Below are 18533 nucleotides of genomic sequence, written 5' to 3' on the forward strand. Positions count from 1 at the left end.
ATGACGACGCGGAGGCATTGTCACCACGCCCGGACTTGCGGGCGTGGCGGCCGAACAAACTCACAGATACCGCGTCAGCTCGGCCTTGAACTGCCCGTAGACGGCGTCCTCGATCTGGCTGCGCGTGATCCCGATGTCGCGCAAGGCGTGGTCGTCGAGCTCGTTCAGCGTCTTGACGGCAGAGCGACGCTCCAGGCGATCGAACAGCGCATGGGCGGCGTTGGCGAGCGTGCTGAAAAATCCGCCCGACGAGGATGGGCGTAAACTCCGCCCGGCAGTTTGCGAGATCGTGGTCATTTTCTTCTCCGGCCTATTGTCCGCGCAGCGAAGCAGGTGCCGTTGGCGCGGACGCTGTGAGCGCCTGCACCTCATTTGCCATCGGATTGCTCTCGCTCTCCTCGGCTCAATCGCGGAACTTGATGGAACTTAAATGCTCCAGTACACTACTCGGAGCAAGTAAAACATTGCTCTCGGTGCAATAATGTCCAAGTTCGAATACGTGAAGCTTGCCGATGCCATTGCGGCCGATATCACTAAAGGCACGTTAAGGCCCGGCGACCGGCTGCCGCCACAGCGCAACTTTGCCTATGACCGCGGCATCGCGGTCTCGACCGCGAGCCGGGTTTATACGGAGTTGCTTCGCCGCGGGCTCGTCGTCGGCGAGGTCGGCCGCGGCACGTTCATCTCCGGCGACATCAAGCGCGAGGTCGAGGCGTTGAGCGAGCCGCGCGACGCGCGGATCGATTTCGAGGTCAATTATCCGTTATTGCCGCAGCAATGGGCGATGATCGCCAAGAGCCTTGCCGGGCTGGAGCGCGTCGATGCGCTCGAATCCGCCCTGCGCGTCTCGACCAGCACCGGCACCAAGAGCGCGCGCAATGCGGCCGTCGCCTATCTCGCGCGCAAGGATTTCACGCCGCAGGCCGAGCAGATCGTCTTCACCGCCAACGGCAAGCAGTCGCTCGCCGCCGCGCTCGCCGCCCTCGTTCCCACCGGCGGCCGCTGCGGCGTCGAGGCGCTGACCTACCCTTACGTCAAGAGCATCGCGGCGCGGCTCGGCGTGACGCTGGTCCCGATTCCGATGGACGAATTTGGCGCGCGTCCCGATGCGATCCAGAAGGCGCATCGCGAAGCGCATCTGTCGGCGCTGTATCTCCAGCCCATCATCCAGAACCCGCTCGGCGTCACCATGAACCCGACGCGGCGCGCCGACATCATGCGCGTCGCCGAGAAGCTCGATCTCACCATCATCGAGGACGCCGTCTACGGCTTCCTCGCCGACGACACGCCGCTGGCAGCGCTCGGGCCGGACCGTTGCATCGTGATCGACAGCCTGTCCAAGAAGGTCGCACCGGGCCTCGCGCTCGGCATCCTCGTCACCCCGCCGCATCTGCGCGAGAGCGTGATGAGCGCAGTCCGGACCGGCGGCTGGATCGCCTCGGGCCACGCGCTGGCGTCCGGGCAGCGGCTGATGGCCGACGGCACCGTCGCCGAGCTGACGCGGCTGAAACGGATCGACGCTGCGCGCCGGCAGCAGACCGCGGCAAGGCTGCTTGCCGGCTACCAGATCGCGGCCGACGCGCGCTCCTATCATCTCTGGCTGACACTGCCGCCGCACTGGCGCTCGCAGACCTTCGTCGCCGCAGCAGCCCGGCGGGGCATCGCACTGACGCCATCCTCGACGTTTGCAATTGCGCACGGACATGCACCGAACGCGGTGCGGCTCGCGCTCGCCCCGCCCTCGCTCGAGCAGCTCGATTCCGGCCTGCGCACGCTCGTGTCGCTGCTCGGCACCAAGGAAGAGGATTTCGACTCGACGGAGTAAGCCAGAGCGTTGCGAGCGAAGTGATACCGGTTCGAAAACGCGTTGCGACAAAGATCCGGCCCTTCGCCGCTCAGGCCGCCGGCCATTCCGCGATAAAGCCCCTCGCCCTGTACGGCTCGATCTTGTCCCATTCGTGCAGGACACGCCGGCGAAACTCGACATCGGTGTGCCAGAGCGCGCGCGGCGTCGCAAAGCTGTCGACGGTGAGCAGCATCTTCTCGGCTTCAGGCCAGTGCCGGTGCAGCGTCATCGGGTAGCGGCGCGCCGTCCAGGTGTTGCCGAGGCAGATCACGCTCCGGATGTTTCGCAGCCCCAGCGCCGCATCAATGATCGGCAGCGAGAAGATCACGTTCTCGCCGGTGTTCATTGCGCGATGTTCCTCGAGGATAAGGTCCGCCGGAATGCCGGCCGCGGCCATCGCTGCCTTGATGATGGTGCACTCAGATTGCTCCGAGCCCGGCGTCACACCACCGCTGACAATCGACCAGCGGAAAAGGCCCTCGCGCCACAGCCTCGCGGCGGTGTCGGCGCGCAAGCCAACGTCCTCGCGGGTGCCGAACATGAACAACAGATCGGCCGGCCGGAGCGGCGTATCGATCAGATGCGTACGGTTGATTTCGACGATCTCATCCGCTGTAGGCTGGCGCCTGTTGCGATCCATGGTTGGCATGACAGCACGATGCGACACCGGCGCAGGAGCGCGAAGTCACGTTTGATTGCGGCCGATTGCACCTAAGGCAGCAACGCCTTCGGCACACGATCAAAACTGTAGCTATGCGGCTGGTTGCGCCGCACGAAGCCGCCGACCTGCCAGGCGAACAGTGCGGCAAAGCCGATGATGAACAGGGCGCCGGCGAACTCCCCGATCATGAGCGCGCGGATCAGAAGCCCCGTCATCGCCACCGTCAGCACCGCCAGGAAGGCCAGCACCGCCGCATAGGTCTTGCGACCGAGGCCTGCGGTCAATTCGGCGCGGCTGCCGGCTTGCGCCATACGTGCGTGCAGTTCGATGATGAAATCGCGAAAACCGTTGTCCTGCGGCGCCATCAGCGCCGCGGTCTGCCAGCTCGTCGACAGGATCCTGACGCGGCCGCCGCCGGTGTGGCTGACATCGGCGCGAAAGCGGTGCTGCTGCATCGACACCGGGCGAAACGACAGCCGGATCGCCGAGATCTCGTCATAGCGCCACAGGCCGGAGCGCCCGGCGATGTGCCAGGACAGGCCCTCGTCCGTCAGCTCGAAACGATGCGCCGAGCCGATCAGCGACGCCTTGTAGGCGTAGCTCGTGACCGACGGGCCTTGCGCTCCCGAAACCTGCATCCCCACAATCAATCCCGTCCGCGCAATCCTGCCTGCGATCGGCTTGCGCGATCGCCCTCGCCCATCCTACAAGCGGGGCATGGCTGAGACGACCTTTTTTCCGCGCCGCCTGATTCTCGGTGCCGCCGTGATCTCCGGCGTGCTGCTCGCGCTCGCGGTGCACATGCTGGGTGCGCGCTACGGGCTCGACCTCGGCGGGCTCTGGCATTCCGACTCGCATGAATTCATACCCGCGGGCGCAGCGATCGCCTGGTGGCTGATTGCCACGGTCGGTTTCTCCGGCGGCTATTTCACGGCGACATTGATGCAGAGCGCCGTCTCCGGGCAGATCCCGCAGCGGATGCGGCAATTCCTGATCGCGGTCGGCGTGCTGCTGCTTGCCGGTGCGGGCCAGGTGGCCGCGGCGCCGAGCCCGATCCCGTCCGTCTCGGGCGTGCTCGCCGGGCTGGCCGCGCTATGTCTTGGCGCCGTGATGGCGTTTTGCGGCGCGCATTTCGCGCTGCGCCGCGGCTAGACATCAGGCCGAGGCGAGCAGCCGCGGCCGGTTCAGCATCAACGCGACATCGGATGCGGGCCGCGGCTTGCTGAAAAGATAGCCCTGCGCCTGGGTGCAGCCCTCGCGCCGTAGCAGCTCGAGCTGCGCGTCGTTCTCGACGCCTTCCGCCGTGGTGACGATGCCGAGGCTGCGCCCGAGGCCGGTCACGGCGCGGATGATCGCCATGGAATCCTCGCGCGTCGCAAGCTCCGACACGAAGGAGCGGTCGATCTTGATCTTGTCGAATGGGAAGCTGCGCAGGTAGCTCAGCGACGAATAGCCGGTACCGAAATCGTCGAGCGAGATCCGCACGCCCATGGCCCGCAGCTCGTGCAGGGTGGTCAGCGTCGCCTCGCTGTTCTGGAGCAGCACCGATTCGGTGATCTCGAGCTCGAGCCGCCGCGCCGCGAGCCCTGAGGCTGCAAGCGCATCGGTCACGGATGCGATCAGGTTCGGGCTCTTGAACTGCACCGGCGACAGGTTGACGGCGACATCGACATCGTCCGGCCAGGTGGCGGCGTCACTGCAGGCGCTGCGCAGCACGAACTCGCCGAGCTGGACGATGAGGCCGGTCTCCTCGGCCACCGGGATGAAGTTGATGGGGGCGATCAGGCCACGCTGCGGATGGTTCCAGCGCAGCAGCGCCTCGAAGGCGACGACGCGGCCGCTGGCGACGTCGCGGATCGGCTGGTAGTACGCCTCGAACTCGTCGCGCAGCAACGCTGCCCGCAAGTCCATCTCCAGCAGCCGCCGCGCCTGCGCGCGCGCATCCATGCCGGTCTCGAAGAAACGATAGGTACCGCGGCCGTCCGCCTTGGCGCGGTACAGCGCGAGGTCGGCGTTCTTCAACAGCTCGTCCGGATTGTCGCTGTCCTGCGGCGACAGCGAGATGCCGATCGAGACGCCGATCACGATCTGATGGTCGTCGATCTCGTAAGGCGCGGAGATCACCTCGACGAGGCGGCCGGCAAGGGCTCGCGCCGCGGCTTCCTCGGAGCGCCCGATCTGGACCACGGCGAACTCGTCGCCACCGAGCCGCGCGACGGTGTCGCTCGCGCCGACAGTGGCCTTCAGCCTGCGACCGACTTCCTTGAGCAGCGCATCGCCGATGGGATGGCCGAGCGAGTCGTTGATGTCCTTGAAGTGATCGAGATCGAGGCACAGCACCGCGAGCTGGTCGCCCGACTTCGCCCGGCCCAGTCCCTGCTCGAGCTGCTCGTGGAACAGCACGCGGTTCGGCAGATTGGTCAGCGCGTCATGGCGCGCCATGTGCGAGATCTTGGCCTGCGCCTCCAGCCATTCGGTGATGTCCTCGAAAGTCGCGACCCAGCCGCCGCCCTGCATCGGCTGGTTGACGACCCGGATGGAGCGACCGAACCGGGCGACGACCTGGCTGGTCGTGCGGCCCTCGCGCGCGTCGGCCACGAGGCGTGCGAAGAATTCGCCCGCATCGCCCTGCCACTGGCCCTTAGCCTGCTCTTCCCGCAACACGTCGACGAGCAGGCGGCCGGCGAGCGGAATGTCGGTGCGGCCGAGCAACGCTGCGTAGCGCTCGTTGAAGAGCTGGATCTTGCCGTCCGCATCGAACATGCACAGTCCCTGCGACATGTTCTCGAGCGCGGTATCCAGCACGACTTGCTGGCGTCCCAGTTCGCCCTTGGCGCGGCGGTCGAGCAGAGCCGCCGCGAGCGCAATCGCGATGATCGCAGCGGCGGCGCTGGCGGTGAGGATCGACAATGAGGCCGGCGGGATCGACAGGCCGCTGATCACGACCGCAGGATCCGGCGTCAGCTCCACGGCGCCCATGGCGGTGAAATGATGCGAGACGATGGCAAGCGTCAGCAGCACCGTCGCGCCGAGCGCGCCGGCAAGGCTGTCGCGCCGCCCTGCAACGACCATGGCAAGCGACCCGAGAACGATGCCGAGGATGATCGAGACCGTCACTGTGCCGGTCGTCCAGCCGATGTGCGCGGGAATCTCGAGCGCCATCATGCCGGTGTAATGCATGGCGGCAACGCCGCCACCAACGACGGCGCCACCGAGCGCAACCAGGCCCGCCCGCGTCACCGAGACCGAGATGCTCAGCCCGATGAAGGTGACCGCGATCGCGAAGATCAGCGACAGGACCGTCAACGGAATGTTGTAAGCGCCGCCCGCACCAGGACCGTAAGCCTGCATCGCGATGAAATGGGTTGCCCAGATGCCGCCGCCGGCGACGACGGCATCAAGCGCGACCCACGATACGCGAGCTCCCCCGCGCGCCGCACGCGCGCGGTGGAACAGGCTGATCGCCGCCGCGCTGGCGAGCAGGCACACCGCTCCGCCAAGTGCGACCAGACGCCAATCATGCTGATCCGTCAGGCAGTAAAGTACTTGATACATTGCCGGCCCCTATTCCAATCGCACTAGAGCCGGCAGAGATGGACAGTCGGTAACCGGCTATGCGCCGGTTTCGGGAATGGTGAACAGAGAATGTGTGGGATCGCTCACATTGAGCGGCCTTGCGCCTTTGCGTCAGGTGCAATTGCGCCGAGGCCGATCACGGCGGCGGCGAGCAGCAGGACGGCCGCCGATATGATTAGCGACTGGTGAAGGCCCGTCATGAATGCACTGTCCGAGGCCACCAGCGAGCCGAATAGCGCGACGCCGAGCACGCTGCCGGTCTGCCGCGTCGCGTTCAGGACGCCGGCGGCGATGCCGGAGCGCGCCTTGTCGATGCTGCCGAGCAAGCTGGAGGTCAGCGGCGGCACCAGCAGGCCAAGTCCGCCGCTGATCGCGATCATCTGCGCAAAGATCGCCCAGTAGCTGGTCCCGGCTTCGGTCCAGAGCAGCCCGAGACAGCCGAGTGCCGAGATACAGGCGCCGACCACGATGGTCGGGCATGAGCCGATGCGCTCGGCCAGACGCGGCGCCAGCAGGTTGACGGGCAGCACCGCCCCCATCATCGGCACGAAGGCGAGCCCGGTCCACCAGGCCGACAGCCCGTTGATCCTCTGGAAATACAGGCTCAGCACGAAGATCAGGCCGTAGATCGCGATGTTGACGAAGAGGCCGACGATCGTGGTCAGGGTAAACAGCCGGTGACGGAACAGCGACAGCGGCAGCATCGGCTGCACGGTGCGGCTCTCGCGCCAGACGAAGAGCACCGCGAATGCGGCTGAGGCAACGAATGCTGCGATCACGGCTGGATGGCTCCAGCCGAACGCACCAGCTTCGATGATCGCGCCGGCGAGCGCGCCCAACGCACCGATCGCGGCGAGCTGTCCCGGCAGATCGATCTCGCGCGAGCGCGACCGCGTGGTCTCGCTGGCGTAGCGCCAGCTCAGCCACAAGCCGGCAAGACCGATCGGCAGGTTAACCAGGAAGATCGCGCGCCAGCCAACCAGCGTGATCAGCGCGCCGCCGACGAAGGGACCGGCAGTCAGCGCCAGGCTCGCTCCGGCGGCCCAGACCGCCACGGCACGGCCACGCTCGCGGTCGTCCGCATAGGCATGATTGAGCAGCGCCAGGGAATTCGGCACCAGGATCGCCGCCGCCAGCCCCTGCACCAGCCGCGCTGCGATCAGCACGACCGCATTGGGCGACATCGCGCAGGCGAGCGAGGCCGCGGTGAAGATGGCGAACCCCGCCATGAAGATGCGCTTGGCGCCGATGCGATCGCCGAGCGCACCGGCGGTCAAAATGAAAGCGGCAAAGGCGATGGTATAGGCGCTGACCACCCATTGCAGCTCGGCGACGCCGCCGCCGAGCGATTTTCCCATCGCATCCAGAGCGGTGTTGACGATGGTGACGTCGAGCTGGACCACGCCATAGCCGAGGCTCATCGCGGCAAGCGTGAGGGAGGTCGCAAGGCGCGAGCCGGCACGCTGCGCGCCGGCTCCGTTGTCGAGAGGTTCATATTTGATGGTGCTGGCTCGCATGCTGCCACCTCGGTTGCAGCCCCATGCGAAACATACGCTTCCAGCCCGCATTCATGCTTCGACAATGATCGTATTATGGATGCGTCAAATGCGAACGCCGCGCGGATGACCGCGCGACGCCTTTTTCGCAGCTACGCCCGGTCCTAGCTCGCCGCGCGCAGGTTCACCTTGCTCTCGGCGAGCGCGGTCAGCTTCCTGTCGGTCGCCTTCTCTTCTTCCAGCGTCTTGGCGAGCACGGTGGCGCAGTCGTTGCGGCCGAGCTGTTTGGCCCAGGCGATCAGGCTGCCGTAGCGGACGATCTCGTAATGCTCCGCGGCCTGGGCCGCGTTGATCAGGGCGGCGTCCAGCACCGCCTTGTCGGCGACTTCACCGGCGGTCTCGTCGGCTTCCTCGATGATGCCGTCGATGGCCGGGCAGTCGACCGCCTTCACCTGCGTGCCGTGCATCTTGAATACTTCCTCGAGCCGCTTGACGTGCTGCTTGGTTTCTTCGAGGTGCGTCAAAAAGCCCTGCTTCAACTGCGGATCGGTGGCCTTATCTGCCATTTTCGGCAGCGCCTTGGTGAGCTGCTGCTCGGCATAATAGATGTCCTGAAGCTGGTGCATGAACAGGTCGTTCATGGTTTTGATATCTTTTGTGAACAGTCCCATCGTTCCGATCCTCTCGGTTTCGGGAACACGGAGGCGTCGGCTCGCACGAAAAGCCGATTATTCCGCCATGTTCGATTGCTGATGGAGCGCTAACCAGCGCACGGTACCGACGTTCCAAAAAAGCTCGCATCGCTTGCGCTGGAACAATGCCGACTACGGGCGGACACGAAATCATGTCAAGATGCGGACGCGCGTTCCAGGCAAGTGCCTCGACTCATATGCTTAACGCGCGCCCGATATGAACCACATATGACAAAAGCGGCGGTCCACCGCAGAACCTATCGGTCGAACGCAGAACCTATTGTTGTCAAGGGCTGCACAAGTCGCTGTTTTTGCCTTAAATGAGCTACAACATGCCTAGCGGTCGAAGCCCATTTCGGGCAGTGATCGCGCCCGACCGGTCAATGTCTGGCCGATCGGTCTTGCCCCCCGCCGGGAGGATGAATGCACGGACTGCTGCCCGCGCTGAAGCGCGGCTTCAAGAGATGGATCGGCTGGCGACGGCTCGGTGTTGCCGCGAGCGTCTTCATCATCGCCTTCGCGATCACCACGCTTGCGCGCACCCTCAAGGACATCGATACCGGCGTCATCCTGACCGCGTTGACCGAGATTCCCCGCGGGAATATCGGTCTGGCGGCGATCTGCGTCGTCTTCGCGTTCTGTACGCTGACCTTCTACGATTATTTTGCACTGCGAACGATCGGCAAGAAACATGTGCCCTATCGCATCGCAGCACTCTCCAGCTTCACGTCCTATTCGATCGGCCACAACATCGGCGCCACCGTTTTTACCGGCGGCGCGATCCGCTTCCGGATCTATTCGGACTACGGGCTGAACGCGATCGACGTCGCGAAGATCTGTTTCCTGTCAGGCCTGACCTTCTGGCTCGGTAACATCTTCGTGCTCTCGATCGGCATGGTCATCCATCCGGATGCCGCCTCATCGATGGATCAACTGCCGTCGTCGATCAACCGGCTGATCGGGCTCGGCGGCCTCGCCTCGATCGGCGCCTATCTGGTCTGGCTCTGCATGGGCGAGAAGCGCCGCGAGCTCGGCCAGAAGGGCTGGAAGGTGGTGCTGCCCTCGGCGCCGCTGACGCTGGTCCAGATCCTGATCGGCGTGGTCGATCTCGGCTTCTGTGCGACGGCGATGTACCTGCTGATGCCGGCCAATCCGTCGATCGACTTCATGTCGCTGGCGGTGGTGTTCATCCTGGCGACGCTGATCGGCTTTGCCAGCCACGCGCCCGGCTCGATCGGCGTGTTTGATGTCGCCATGCTGGTCGCGCTGCCCGAATTCGGCCGCGAGCAGCTTCTGGCGACCCTGCTGGTCTTCCGCATCCTCTATTTCGTGATCCCGTTCGGCCTCGCCATCTCCATCATGGGCGCGCGCGAGCTCTGGATGAACGTGGTGGAGCCCTGGCAGGAGCGGCGGCGGCTGGCCGAGGCCTGCGCGCAAGGCAACCTGCCCAAGCAGGTAGCAGCGATGGAACGCGAGCGGTCGTTGCGACAGGCCAGCAAGCGGTAAGGCGGGCGGGCGACCGTCAGACAGAGGTTGCGGGCGGCGCAGCAATGCTCTCTTATTTCCGCCTCAACTTTGCCGTTGAACACGCGGGCCATGATCCCTTTTTCCTTTCGTACCCTTCCCGCAGGCCTCCTGCTGCTTGCCGGGATTCTGACGTCTTTGCCGCTCGAGCGCGCCGCCGCGCAGGACGCCGGTGCGATGCAAATATCCTGGGAGGTGCGCAACCGCTTCCGCCTGTTCCGCGAGGAGCGCGACTTCCAGCTCCATGTCGAGAACGCGCGTAACCGCAGCATCCTCGCCGCCGAGCAGTCGCTGGAGCTCCAGAGCGAGGGCCGCGGCTGGGCCCGCAACATGGTCAACCGGCTCTGCATCGACCTCCAGGGCCGGGTCAACCAGCCCTGCACCCGCGACAACGTCAAAGAGAATTACCTCACCCCGACCGACCATCCGGTGACCGTGCGCCTGACCGGCGCAGTGCCGGTCGGCGCCACCTGCGCCTGGTCGTTCGACGACGGCGACGGGCCGCAGACCTCGACTTTCGATTGCGCCGAGCCGATCAACCTGCGGGTCCGCTACGGCAAGCAGACGGTCGCGAGCGTCGACGTCTCCTCCGGCTCCGATCCGACCCAGCGCGTCCAGGCCGAGATTCAGGTCCGCGACATCTTCGTCGCCGGGCTCGGCGACAGCATCGGCTCCGGCGAAGGCAACCCGGACCGGCCGCTGGCGCTGTCGGACGAGGGCTTCTGCTTCCGCTCCTATCTCGGTACCGCCGGTGCGCAGTACTACCGGCCGAGCCGCGCCGGCTATAAAGGTGGCCGCGCCTGCGAGGCACCCGACACCCTCGCCAACTGGCAACATTACGGCGCGCTCTGGTTCAACTCGCCCTGCCACCGCTCGCTCTACAGCTACCAGGCCCGCACGGCTCTCGCGCTCGCGGTGCGCTACACCCACATCGCGGTGACCTTTCTGCCGCTCGCCTGCACCGGCGCCAGCATCGGCGACGGGCTGCTGGGCTCGCAGCGCGCCCGCGAATGCCCGCCCGGCAAGACCGGCGTCTGCAACACCAGCGTGAACGCCCAGGTCGCCGAGCTGCGCGAGGCGCTCACCGCGGCGAAAAAGCGCCAGCCCGACCGCACGCTTGACCTCGTGCTGCTCTCGGTCGGCGCGAACGATGTCTACTTCTCCGGCCTCGTCGCCGACGTCATCGTCGACACCGCGACCGAGCGCGCGCTGTTCCGCCGCTCCGGCGTGATGGCGAGCGTCGACGATTCCCGCGATGCGCTGGCGCGCGAGCTGCCGCAGAATTTCGCCAAGCTGCGCGAGGCGCTGAAGCCGCTCGTCAGCGGCGACCTCTCGCACGTGGTCTATGTCTCCTACGCCAATCCCGCGCTCGCCGATGGCGGCGTGCCCTGCCGCGGCGGCCGCGCCGGGTTCGACATCCATCCGTCCTTCAACGCCGATCCGCAGCGCCTGGCCCGCGTCTCGACCTTCGTCGACACCGAATTCCTGCCGCAGCTGAAGAGCCTCGCCACCTGCACGCGCGGGGCGCTGTGCCGCGATCCCGAAGCCGATCGCATGACCTTCGTGGACTCGCACCAGGCGGTGTTCGCCGATCACGGCTTCTGCGCCCATGCGGGCAACGATCCCGAATTCGACCGCACGTGTTTCGCCGAGAACGGCCAGAGCTTCAATCCCGATATCGTGAGCGCGGCGAGCCAGCCGATGCTGTGCGGCCGCGGCGCCTCGGAGTATCGCGCCTACCTGCCGCGCGCGCGCTGGATCCGCGATGCCAACGACAGCTATTTTGCCGCGATGACCTATCCGCAAGGCCTGCCGGCGGCGAGCCAGCCGAGCGACATCCACGACGCCACCTGGGGCGTGCTCTCCGCCGTCTACGGCGGCGCCGTGCATCCAAGCGCGGAAGGCCACGCCGCGATGGCGGACGCCGCACTGCCGGCCGCGAGCAGCGTGCTCGGCCTCGATGCCGTGCCGCCCGGCGTGACACGCGGACTGTTGGCGCCGCTGCTGGGCACGCAGCAATAGCACGACACTGCTCCCACATACTCGGTGTCATCGCCCGCGAAGGCTGGCGATCCAGTACTCCGTGACAGCGGTGATTGAATCGAGAGGCTGCGGCGTACTGGATTCCCCGCTTTCGCGGAGAATGACAGTGGTGTGCGGAGCACGACCTCGCGCATCACGATCGCACATTCTCGTCACCTCGTGATCGTTCCCCGCACCTGCCGTTCCATCGATCCAAAAACGGCATCGATCGATACTCCCTTGAACTTGGACACTTTGCCGCGCGCGCCTCTAGGAGTCGCAGAGAGGAAACATTTCGAGTTCTAAGGAGGCGCGTGATGAGCGCAGTGGTGTCGTCCGCAGCGGACGTGAGGAGGTCTCGCGTCAGGCTGTTCATCGTGACCATGTTGTTCCTGGTCACGACCGTGAACTATGCCGACCGCGCCACCCTGTCGATCGCGGGCCCCGCACTCTCGAAAGAGCTGCATCTCGATCCCGTCGCCATGGGCTGGATCTTCTCGGCCTTCGGCTGGTCCTATGTCGCGGCGCAGGTGCCGGGCGGCTGGCTGCTCGACCGCTACGGCTCGCGCCTCGTCTATGCCTTCAGCATCATCGTCTGGTCGCTGTTCACGATGATGCAGGGCTGGGTCGGCTTCCTCAGCGCCGGCGCCGCCATCATCGTGCTGTTCGCACTTCGCCTCCTTGTCGGCGTCGCGGAAGCGCCCTCGTTCCCCGCCAACGCCCGCATCGTCGCCGCCTGGTTTCCCGGCAATGAGCGCGGCACCGCATCGGCCTTCTTCAATTCGGGACAGTATTTCGCCACCGTGATCTTCGCGCCGCTAATGGGCTGGATCGCGCATGATTACGGCTGGCGCTTCGTATTCTTCGTGATGGGTGGGCTCGGCGTCATCATGGGCCTGGTCTGGATCAAGACCGTCTACGGCCCGAAGGAGCATCCCGGCATCAACGAGGCCGAGTTCGATTACATCAAGGAAGGCGGCGCGCTGGTCGATCTCGACGCGCCCAAAAACGATCTGGTGCAGGAGCGTGCGCCCGAGTCCGGCTCCGGGTGGGATCACATCCRCCAGTTGCTCTCCAACCGCATGATGCTCGGCGTCTATCTCGGCCAGTACTGCATCAACACGCTGACCTATTTCTTCCTGACATGGTTCCCGGTCTACCTCGTCAAGGAGCGCGGCCTGTCGATCCTGCAAGCCGGCTTCGTCGCGACGCTGCCCGCGCTGTGCGGCTTCATCGGCGGCGTGCTCGGCGGCGTCATCTCCGACGCCATTCTCCGCAAGACCGGCTCGCTCACCATGGCGCGCAAGATCCCGATCGTCGGCGGCATGCTGCTGTCGATGTCGATCATCGCCTGCAACTATGTCGACGGACAGGCGCTGGTGGTCGGCTTCATGGCGCTCGCCTTCTTCGGCAAGGGCATCGGCGCACTCGGCTGGGCGGTCGTCTCCGACACCTCGCCCAAGGAAGCCGGCGGCGTCTCCGGCGGCCTGTTCAACACCTTCGGCAACCTCTCCTCGATCAGCACCCCGATCGTGATCGGCTACATCCTGGCCGCGACCGGCTCATTCAACGGCGCACTGCTGTTCGTCGGCGCCAATGCGCTGGTGGCCGCGTTCGCCTATCTCGTGGTGGTCGGCAAGATCGAGCGGGTGGTGCTCAAACGTTCCTCCTGAGGGCTCCCGCGGGAGCTTGACCAGGCAACTCAACGGCGGCTCCTCAGCCGCCGTCTTTGTTTTGGGGATGATCGATGCTAGAAGTGCCGGGGAAACGCCTTATCCATCTAAGGCATGTATCGATGTTCGACCTCAACCAGCTCCGCTGTTTCGTCACGGTGGCCGAAGAACTGCATTTCGGCCGCGCCGCCGCGCGACTGAACATGACCCAGCCACCGCTGTCGCGGCAGATCCAGGTGCTCGAGCACATCATCGACGCGCCGCTGCTGGAGCGCACCAGCCGCTCGGTGCGCCTGACGCCGGCGGGGCGCAGCTTCCTGCCCGAGGCAAGGCGCATCCTGAAGCTTGCGGAAAGCGCCTCGCAAGTCGCCCGCCGCATCGCGCTCGGCAAAACCGGCTCGCTGAAAATCGGCTTCACGGCGGCTGCCGCCTACGGCTTCCTCCCGGAGCTCGTCGCCGCCTGCCGCGCCAAGCTGCCCGAGGTCGATTTCTCGCTGAAGGAGATGGTGTCCGGTGATCAGTTCGAGGCGCTCAGCTCCGGCCAGATCGACGCCGGGCTGTTGCGGCCGCCGATCGCGCGCCCCGAAGTGGCCAGCCGCCGTGTCGTCGCCGAGCCCCTGCTCGCCGCGATCCCGAAGAAGCATCCGCTGGCGAATGCCGAGACCATCACCATCAAGGATTTCGACGACCAGCCCTTCGTGATGTACTCGCCCTATGAGAGCCGATATTTCCACGATCTGCTGGTGGCGCTGTTCACCCGCGCCGACGTGCTGCCGCGCTATGTGCAGCATCTGAGCCAGATCCATTCGATCCTCGCCATGGTCCGCGCCGGCCTCGGCCTTGCCATCGTGCCGGCCGCGGCTGCGAGCCTGAAGATCTCCGACGTGCGACTGCGGCCGTTGAAGCTGCGCACCCGCGTCCCCGTCGAGCTGTTCATGGTCTGGCGCCGCGACGACGAGAACCCGCTGCTCTCCGCTCTGGTCAAAATCGCAGGCGAATTGTCCTCCGCGGAGGTAGCGGACGATTGATGCTCAATCCGCATCGGTCGATATAGGCTTTGGCTTGGACGCGCATCGAACGGTCTCCTAAACAACGGCGCATGGACGCGCAGGCTTCGGCCCGCGTCCTCCACAACACGCAAATTAAGGGAGCAGCGCCCATGAGCAAGATGACCCCGCAGGAAATGGCCCAGAAGATCGGATCGGGCCTCCTGTCCTTCCCCGTCACGCCCTTCAAGGCGGACTATTCGTTCGATGAGGCGACCTACCGCGCCAACATGGACTGGCTGTGCGGCTATGACGTTGCCGGCCTGTTCGCCGCCGGCGGCACCGGCGAGTTCTTCTCGCTGACGCCGACCGAGGTTCCGCAGGTGGTCAAGATCGCCGTCGACGAGACCAAGGGCCGCGTGCCCGTGCTCGCCGGCACCGGCTACGGCACCGCCACCGCGCGCGAGATCGCGATCGGCGCGGAAAAGGCCGGCGCCGACGGCCTGTTGCTGCTGCCGCCCTATCTGACCCATTCCGAGCAGGACGGCCTTGCCGCCCACGTGGAAGCCGTGTGCGCCGCCGTGAAGATCGGCGTCATCGTCTACAACCGCGACAACGCCATCCTGCAGCCCGATACGCTGGCGCGCCTCGCCGAGCGCTGCCCGAACCTCGTCGGCTACAAGGACGGCATCGGCGACATCGAGCTGATGACCCGCGTCTACACCAAGCTCGGCGACCGCCTCACCTATATCGGCGGCCTGCCGACCGCGGAAACCTTCGCGCTGCCCTATCTCGACATGGGCGTGACGACCTATTCCTCGGCCGTGTTCAACTTCGTTCCAGAATTCGCCACCAACTTCTACGCCGCGGTGCGCAAGCGCGACCATGAGACGATCCATGCCGGCCTGAAGAACTTCATCCTGCCGCTGATCGCAATCCGCAACCGCAAGAAGGGCTATGCGGTCTCGATCATCAAGGCCGGCATGAAGGTGATCGGCCGCGATTCCGGCCCGGTCCGCCCGCCGCTGACCGATCTCACCGAGCAGGAGGTTGCGGAGCTGACCGCGCTGGTGAAGAATCTCCCCGCCATCCGATCGTCACAACAAGCTGCAGAATAACAGACAACAACAGGGAGGAGCGTGCGATGGCCCAGACTGAGGTCTCCGGCGCACCGGTCGTCACATCGATGCAGGTGATCCCGGTCGCGGGCCGCGACAGCATGCTCCTCAATCTGAGCGGCGCGCACGCGCCGTTCTTCACCCGCAACATCGTCATCCTCACCGACAATTCCGGACACACCGGCGTCGGCGAGGTACCGGGCGGGCAAAAGATCTGGCAGACGCTCCAGGATGCCCGCGATCTCGTGATCGGCAAGACCGTCGGCGCGATGAACAACATCCTTGCCGACGTCCGCACGGCGTTCGCCGACCGAGATGCCGGCGGCCGCGGCAAGCAGACGTTCGACCTGCGCGTGATGATCCATGCGGTCACGGCGATCGAGTCCGCACTGCTCGACCTGCTCGGCCAGCACCTCAACCTGCCCGTCGCCGCACTGCTCGGCGAAGGCCAGCAGCGCAAGAGCGTCGAGACGCTCGGCTATCTCTTCTTCGTCGGCGACCGGCGCAAGAGCAAGCTTGACTACGTCAGCGGCGAGACCGGCAAGCCCGAATGGTTCAACCTGCGCCACCAGGAGGCGATGACGCCGGAGACCGTGGTGCGGCTCGCGGAAGCCACCCACGACCATTATGGCTTCGCGGACTTCAAGCTCAAGGGCGGCGTGCTCCGCGGCGAGCAGGAGATCGAGGCCGTCACCGCCATCGCAAAGCGCTTCCCCAGCGCACGCGTCACGCTCGATCCCAACGGCGCATGGTCGCTCGACGAGGCGATCAGCCTCTGCAAGGGCATGCACGGCATCCTGGCCTATGCCGAGGATCCCTGCGGCGCCGAAGCCGGCTTCTCGGGTCGCGAGATCATGGCCGAGTTCCGCCGTGCCACGGGCCTGCCGACCGCGACCAACATGATCGCGACCGACTGGCGCCAGCTCTCCCATGCACTACGCTTGGGGGCGGTGGACATTCCGCTGGCCGACCCCCACTTCTGGACCATGCAGGGCTCGGTGCGCGTCGCCCAGACCTGCCGCGACAACGGCCTGACCTGGGGCTCGCACTCCAACAATCACTTTGACATTTCGCTCGCGATGTTCACCCATGTCGGCGCCGCCGCGCCCGGCAAGGTCACCGCGATCGATACCCACTGGATCTGGCAGGACGGCCAGGCGCTGACCAAGGAGCCGCTCCAGATCAAGGGCGGCAAGATCGCCGTGCCCGAGCGGCCGGGCCTCGGCATCGAAATCGACCGCCCGGCCATCGAAACCGCGCATGAGCTTTACAAGAAGCATGGACTCGGCGCCCGCGATGACGCTACTGCCATGCAGGACCTGATCCCCGGCTGGACCTTTGACGACAAGCGTCCCTGCCTCGTGCGTTAAGAAAATCTCGGAGGACTACATGACTGCGATCCTGAAGAACTTCATCGGCGGCGAATGGGTCGACGGCTCCGGCGTCACCAAGAACATCAACCCCTCCAACACCAACGACCTCGTCGGCGAGTACGCCAAGGCCGACAAGGCGCAGACCGAGAAGGCGATCGCGGCAGCCAAGGCCGCCTTCCCGGCCTGGGCGCAGTCGACGCCGCAGGTGCGCTATGACGCGCTGAACAAGATTTCTCTCGAAATCCTCGCCCGCAAGGAAGAGCTCGGCCGCCTGCTCGCCCGCGAGGAAGGCAAGACGCTCCCCGAGGGCATCGGCGAGGTCGCGCGCGCCGGCCAGATCTTTGCGTTCTTCGCCGGCGAAGCGCTGCGCCTGATCGGCGAGAAGGGCGCCTCCGTCCGTCCCGGCCTCGACGTCGAGCTCACCCGTGAGCCCGTCGGCGTCGTCGGCATGATCACGCCCTGGAATTTCCCGATCGCGATCCCCGCCTGGAAGATCGCGCCCGCGCTCTGCTACGGCAACACGGTGGTGTTCAAGCCGGCCGAGCTGGTGCCGGGCTCGGGACATGCGCTGTCCGAGATCATCACCCGCTCCGGCATTCCGGCCGGCGTGTTCAACCTCGTGGTCGGCTCCGGCTCCGTCGTCGGCCAGACCCTGCTCGACCATCCGGATGTGGCCGCGATCTCCTTCACCGGTTCGGTGCAGACCGGCCGCAAGATCGCGCAGGCCTGCGTGCTGTCGAACCCGATGAAGAAGTTCCAGCTCGAGATGGGCGGCAAGAATCCGCTGGTCGTGCTCGACGATGCCGACCTGAAGACCGCCGTCGAGGTCGCCGTCAACGGCGCCTATTTCTCGACCGGCCAGCGCTGCACCGCCTCCTCCCGCCTGATCGTCACCGAAGGCATCCACGATCGCTTCGTCGCGGCGGTGGCCGAGCGCCTGAAGGGCCTGTCGGTGGACGACGCGCTCAAGGCCGGCGTGCATATCGGCCCCGTGGTCGACCAGAGCCAGCTCGACCAGGATCTGCGCTACATCAAGATCGGCCAGGACGAAGGCGCAAAGCTCGCCTTCGGCGGCGAGCTGCTCAAGCGCGAGACGCCCGGCCATTACCTCCAGCCGGCGCTGTTCACCGAGGCCAACAACAATATGCGCATCGCGCGTGAGGAGATTTTTGGCCCCGTCGCCGCCGTCATCCGCGCCAAGAACTACGAGGAAGCGCTGGCGATCTCCAACGACACCGAGTTCGGCCTCGCCTCGGGCATCTGCACGAGCAGCCTGAAATACGCCTCGCACTACAAGCGCAACAGCGAGTCCGGCATGGTGATGGTCAATCTGCCGACCGCCGGCGTCGACTATCACGTACCGTTCGGCGGCCGGAAGGGTTCGAGCTACGGCGCCCGCGAGCAGGGCTCCTATGCGCGCGAGTTCTACACCACGGTGAAGACCGCTTATACCTATCCGGGTTGATAGGCCACGATCGTAGGGTGGGCAAAGCGAAGCGTGCCCACCACTTACCTTCGGTGTGAAGCATGGTGGGCACGGCGCGTTGCGCCTTTGCCCACCCTACG

The 18533-nt window shown here is 65.7% G+C and carries 15 protein-coding genes; 9 read left to right on the top strand and 6 right to left on the bottom strand.

The annotated features are described in order from the left end of the window. Window positions 1–60 precede the first annotated feature (60 nt). The gene (locus AC1DW2_RS23490; RefSeq protein ID WP_038933822.1) at window positions 61–297 is read right to left on the bottom strand and encodes a DUF1127 domain-containing protein; all 237 of its coding nucleotides are present in this window, start codon (window positions 295–297) and stop codon (window positions 61–63) included. Between the two features lie 184 nt (window positions 298–481). Here AC1DW2_RS23490 and AC1DW2_RS23495 point away from each other — a divergent pair, with 184 nt between their 5' ends. Next, window positions 482–1825, top strand: coding sequence for an aminotransferase-like domain-containing protein (locus AC1DW2_RS23495; protein WP_063982256.1), 1344 nt, complete (start codon window positions 482–484; stop codon window positions 1823–1825). Between the two features lie 70 nt (window positions 1826–1895). On the opposite strand, the gene AC1DW2_RS23500 is transcribed toward AC1DW2_RS23495, so the two are convergent. Then, window positions 1896–2495, bottom strand: coding sequence for a YdcF family protein (locus tag AC1DW2_RS23500; protein ID WP_354130463.1), 600 nt, complete (start codon window positions 2493–2495; stop codon window positions 1896–1898). A 62-nt stretch (window positions 2496–2557) separates the two neighbouring features. Beyond that, window positions 2558–3145: a hypothetical protein gene (locus tag AC1DW2_RS23505; protein ID WP_063982254.1), complete on the bottom strand. Its 588-nt coding sequence runs from the start codon at window positions 3143–3145 to the stop codon at window positions 2558–2560. 79 nt (window positions 3146–3224) lie between these two features. Between AC1DW2_RS23505 and AC1DW2_RS23510 the strand changes: the two genes are divergently transcribed. Next, complete coding sequence (locus tag AC1DW2_RS23510; protein ID WP_063982253.1) at window positions 3225–3659, top strand: hypothetical protein; 435 nt, start codon at window positions 3225–3227, stop codon at window positions 3657–3659. Between the two features lie 3 nt (window positions 3660–3662). Here AC1DW2_RS23510 and AC1DW2_RS23515 read toward each other — a convergent pair whose 3' ends face one another. From AC1DW2_RS23515 to AC1DW2_RS23525, 3 genes are all read right to left on the bottom strand, one after another. Beyond that, window positions 3663–6062, bottom strand: coding sequence for a bifunctional diguanylate cyclase/phosphodiesterase (locus tag AC1DW2_RS23515; protein ID WP_063982252.1), 2400 nt, complete (start codon window positions 6060–6062; stop codon window positions 3663–3665). Window positions 6063–6166: 104 nt separating this feature from the next. Next, entirely contained in the window at window positions 6167–7600 is a 1434-nt protein-coding gene (locus tag AC1DW2_RS23520; RefSeq protein ID WP_477007189.1) for an MFS transporter, read from the bottom strand. A 143-nt stretch (window positions 7601–7743) separates the two neighbouring features. Continuing rightward, window positions 7744–8250, bottom strand: coding sequence for a YciE/YciF ferroxidase family protein (locus AC1DW2_RS23525; protein ID WP_439035215.1), 507 nt, complete (start codon window positions 8248–8250; stop codon window positions 7744–7746). Between the two features lie 444 nt (window positions 8251–8694). On the opposite strand from AC1DW2_RS23525, the gene AC1DW2_RS23530 reads away from it, so the two are divergent. The 7 genes from AC1DW2_RS23530 (at window position 8695) to AC1DW2_RS23560 (ending at window position 18432) form a co-directional block, all read left to right on the top strand. Beyond that, window positions 8695–9777 (top strand): lysylphosphatidylglycerol synthase transmembrane domain-containing protein, encoded by a 1083-nt coding sequence (locus AC1DW2_RS23530; RefSeq protein ID WP_063982249.1) that lies wholly within the window; start codon window positions 8695–8697, stop codon window positions 9775–9777. Between the two features lie 90 nt (window positions 9778–9867). Further along, window positions 9868–11817 (top strand): SGNH/GDSL hydrolase family protein, encoded by a 1950-nt coding sequence (locus AC1DW2_RS23535; protein WP_477007190.1) that lies wholly within the window; start codon window positions 9868–9870, stop codon window positions 11815–11817. A gap of 317 nt (window positions 11818–12134) precedes the next feature. Beyond that, on the top strand, window positions 12135–13490 hold the full coding sequence (locus AC1DW2_RS23540) for an MFS transporter (protein ID WP_477007191.1): 1356 nt from the start codon (window positions 12135–12137) through the stop codon (window positions 13488–13490). A gap of 122 nt (window positions 13491–13612) precedes the next feature. Beyond that, the gene (locus AC1DW2_RS23545; protein WP_063982246.1) at window positions 13613–14518 is read left to right on the top strand and encodes a LysR family transcriptional regulator; all 906 of its coding nucleotides are present in this window, start codon (window positions 13613–13615) and stop codon (window positions 14516–14518) included. 131 nt (window positions 14519–14649) lie between these two features. Then, the gene (kdgD, locus tag AC1DW2_RS23550; protein WP_038952797.1) at window positions 14650–15594 is read left to right on the top strand and encodes a 5-dehydro-4-deoxyglucarate dehydratase; all 945 of its coding nucleotides are present in this window, start codon (window positions 14650–14652) and stop codon (window positions 15592–15594) included. 26 nt (window positions 15595–15620) lie between these two features. After that, the gene (gene gudD / locus AC1DW2_RS23555) at window positions 15621–16964 is read left to right on the top strand and encodes a glucarate dehydratase (RefSeq protein ID WP_085405880.1); all 1344 of its coding nucleotides are present in this window, start codon (window positions 15621–15623) and stop codon (window positions 16962–16964) included. Between the two features lie 19 nt (window positions 16965–16983). Next, window positions 16984–18432, top strand: a complete 1449-nt coding sequence (locus AC1DW2_RS23560) for an aldehyde dehydrogenase family protein (RefSeq protein ID WP_063982243.1) — start codon at window positions 16984–16986, stop codon at window positions 18430–18432. Window positions 18433–18533: the final 101 nt, after the last annotated feature.

This window comes from Bradyrhizobium sp. P3_C3 (genome assembly GCF_056402655.1).

Bases quoted from the DNA above. Each gene is read 5' to 3' on its own strand.
- AC1DW2_RS23490 (WP_038933822.1), bottom strand. From the start codon at position 297: ATGACCACGATCTCGCAAACTGCCGGGCGGAGTTTACGCCCATCCTCG.
- AC1DW2_RS23495 (WP_063982256.1), top strand. From the start codon at position 482: ATGTCCAAGTTCGAATACGTGAAGCTTGCCGATGCCATTGCGGCCGAT.
- AC1DW2_RS23500 (WP_354130463.1), bottom strand. From the start codon at position 2,495: ATGCCAACCATGGATCGCAACAGGCGCCAGCCTACAGCGGATGAGATC.
- AC1DW2_RS23505 (WP_063982254.1), bottom strand. From the start codon at position 3,145: ATGCAGGTTTCGGGAGCGCAAGGCCCGTCGGTCACGAGCTACGCCTAC.
- AC1DW2_RS23510 (WP_063982253.1), top strand. From the start codon at position 3,225: ATGGCTGAGACGACCTTTTTTCCGCGCCGCCTGATTCTCGGTGCCGCC.
- AC1DW2_RS23515 (WP_063982252.1), bottom strand. From the start codon at position 6,062: ATGTATCAAGTACTTTACTGCCTGACGGATCAGCATGATTGGCGTCTG.
- AC1DW2_RS23520 (WP_477007189.1), bottom strand. From the start codon at position 7,600: ATGCGAGCCAGCACCATCAAATATGAACCTCTCGACAACGGAGCCGGC.
- AC1DW2_RS23525 (WP_439035215.1), bottom strand. From the start codon at position 8,250: ATGGGACTGTTCACAAAAGATATCAAAACCATGAACGACCTGTTCATG.
- AC1DW2_RS23530 (WP_063982249.1), top strand. From the start codon at position 8,695: ATGCACGGACTGCTGCCCGCGCTGAAGCGCGGCTTCAAGAGATGGATC.
- AC1DW2_RS23535 (WP_477007190.1), top strand. From the start codon at position 9,868: ATGATCCCTTTTTCCTTTCGTACCCTTCCCGCAGGCCTCCTGCTGCTT.
- AC1DW2_RS23545 (WP_063982246.1), top strand. From the start codon at position 13,613: ATGTTCGACCTCAACCAGCTCCGCTGTTTCGTCACGGTGGCCGAAGAA.
- kdgD (WP_038952797.1), top strand. From the start codon at position 14,650: ATGAGCAAGATGACCCCGCAGGAAATGGCCCAGAAGATCGGATCGGGC.
- gudD (WP_085405880.1), top strand. From the start codon at position 15,621: ATGGCCCAGACTGAGGTCTCCGGCGCACCGGTCGTCACATCGATGCAG.
- AC1DW2_RS23560 (WP_063982243.1), top strand. From the start codon at position 16,984: ATGACTGCGATCCTGAAGAACTTCATCGGCGGCGAATGGGTCGACGGC.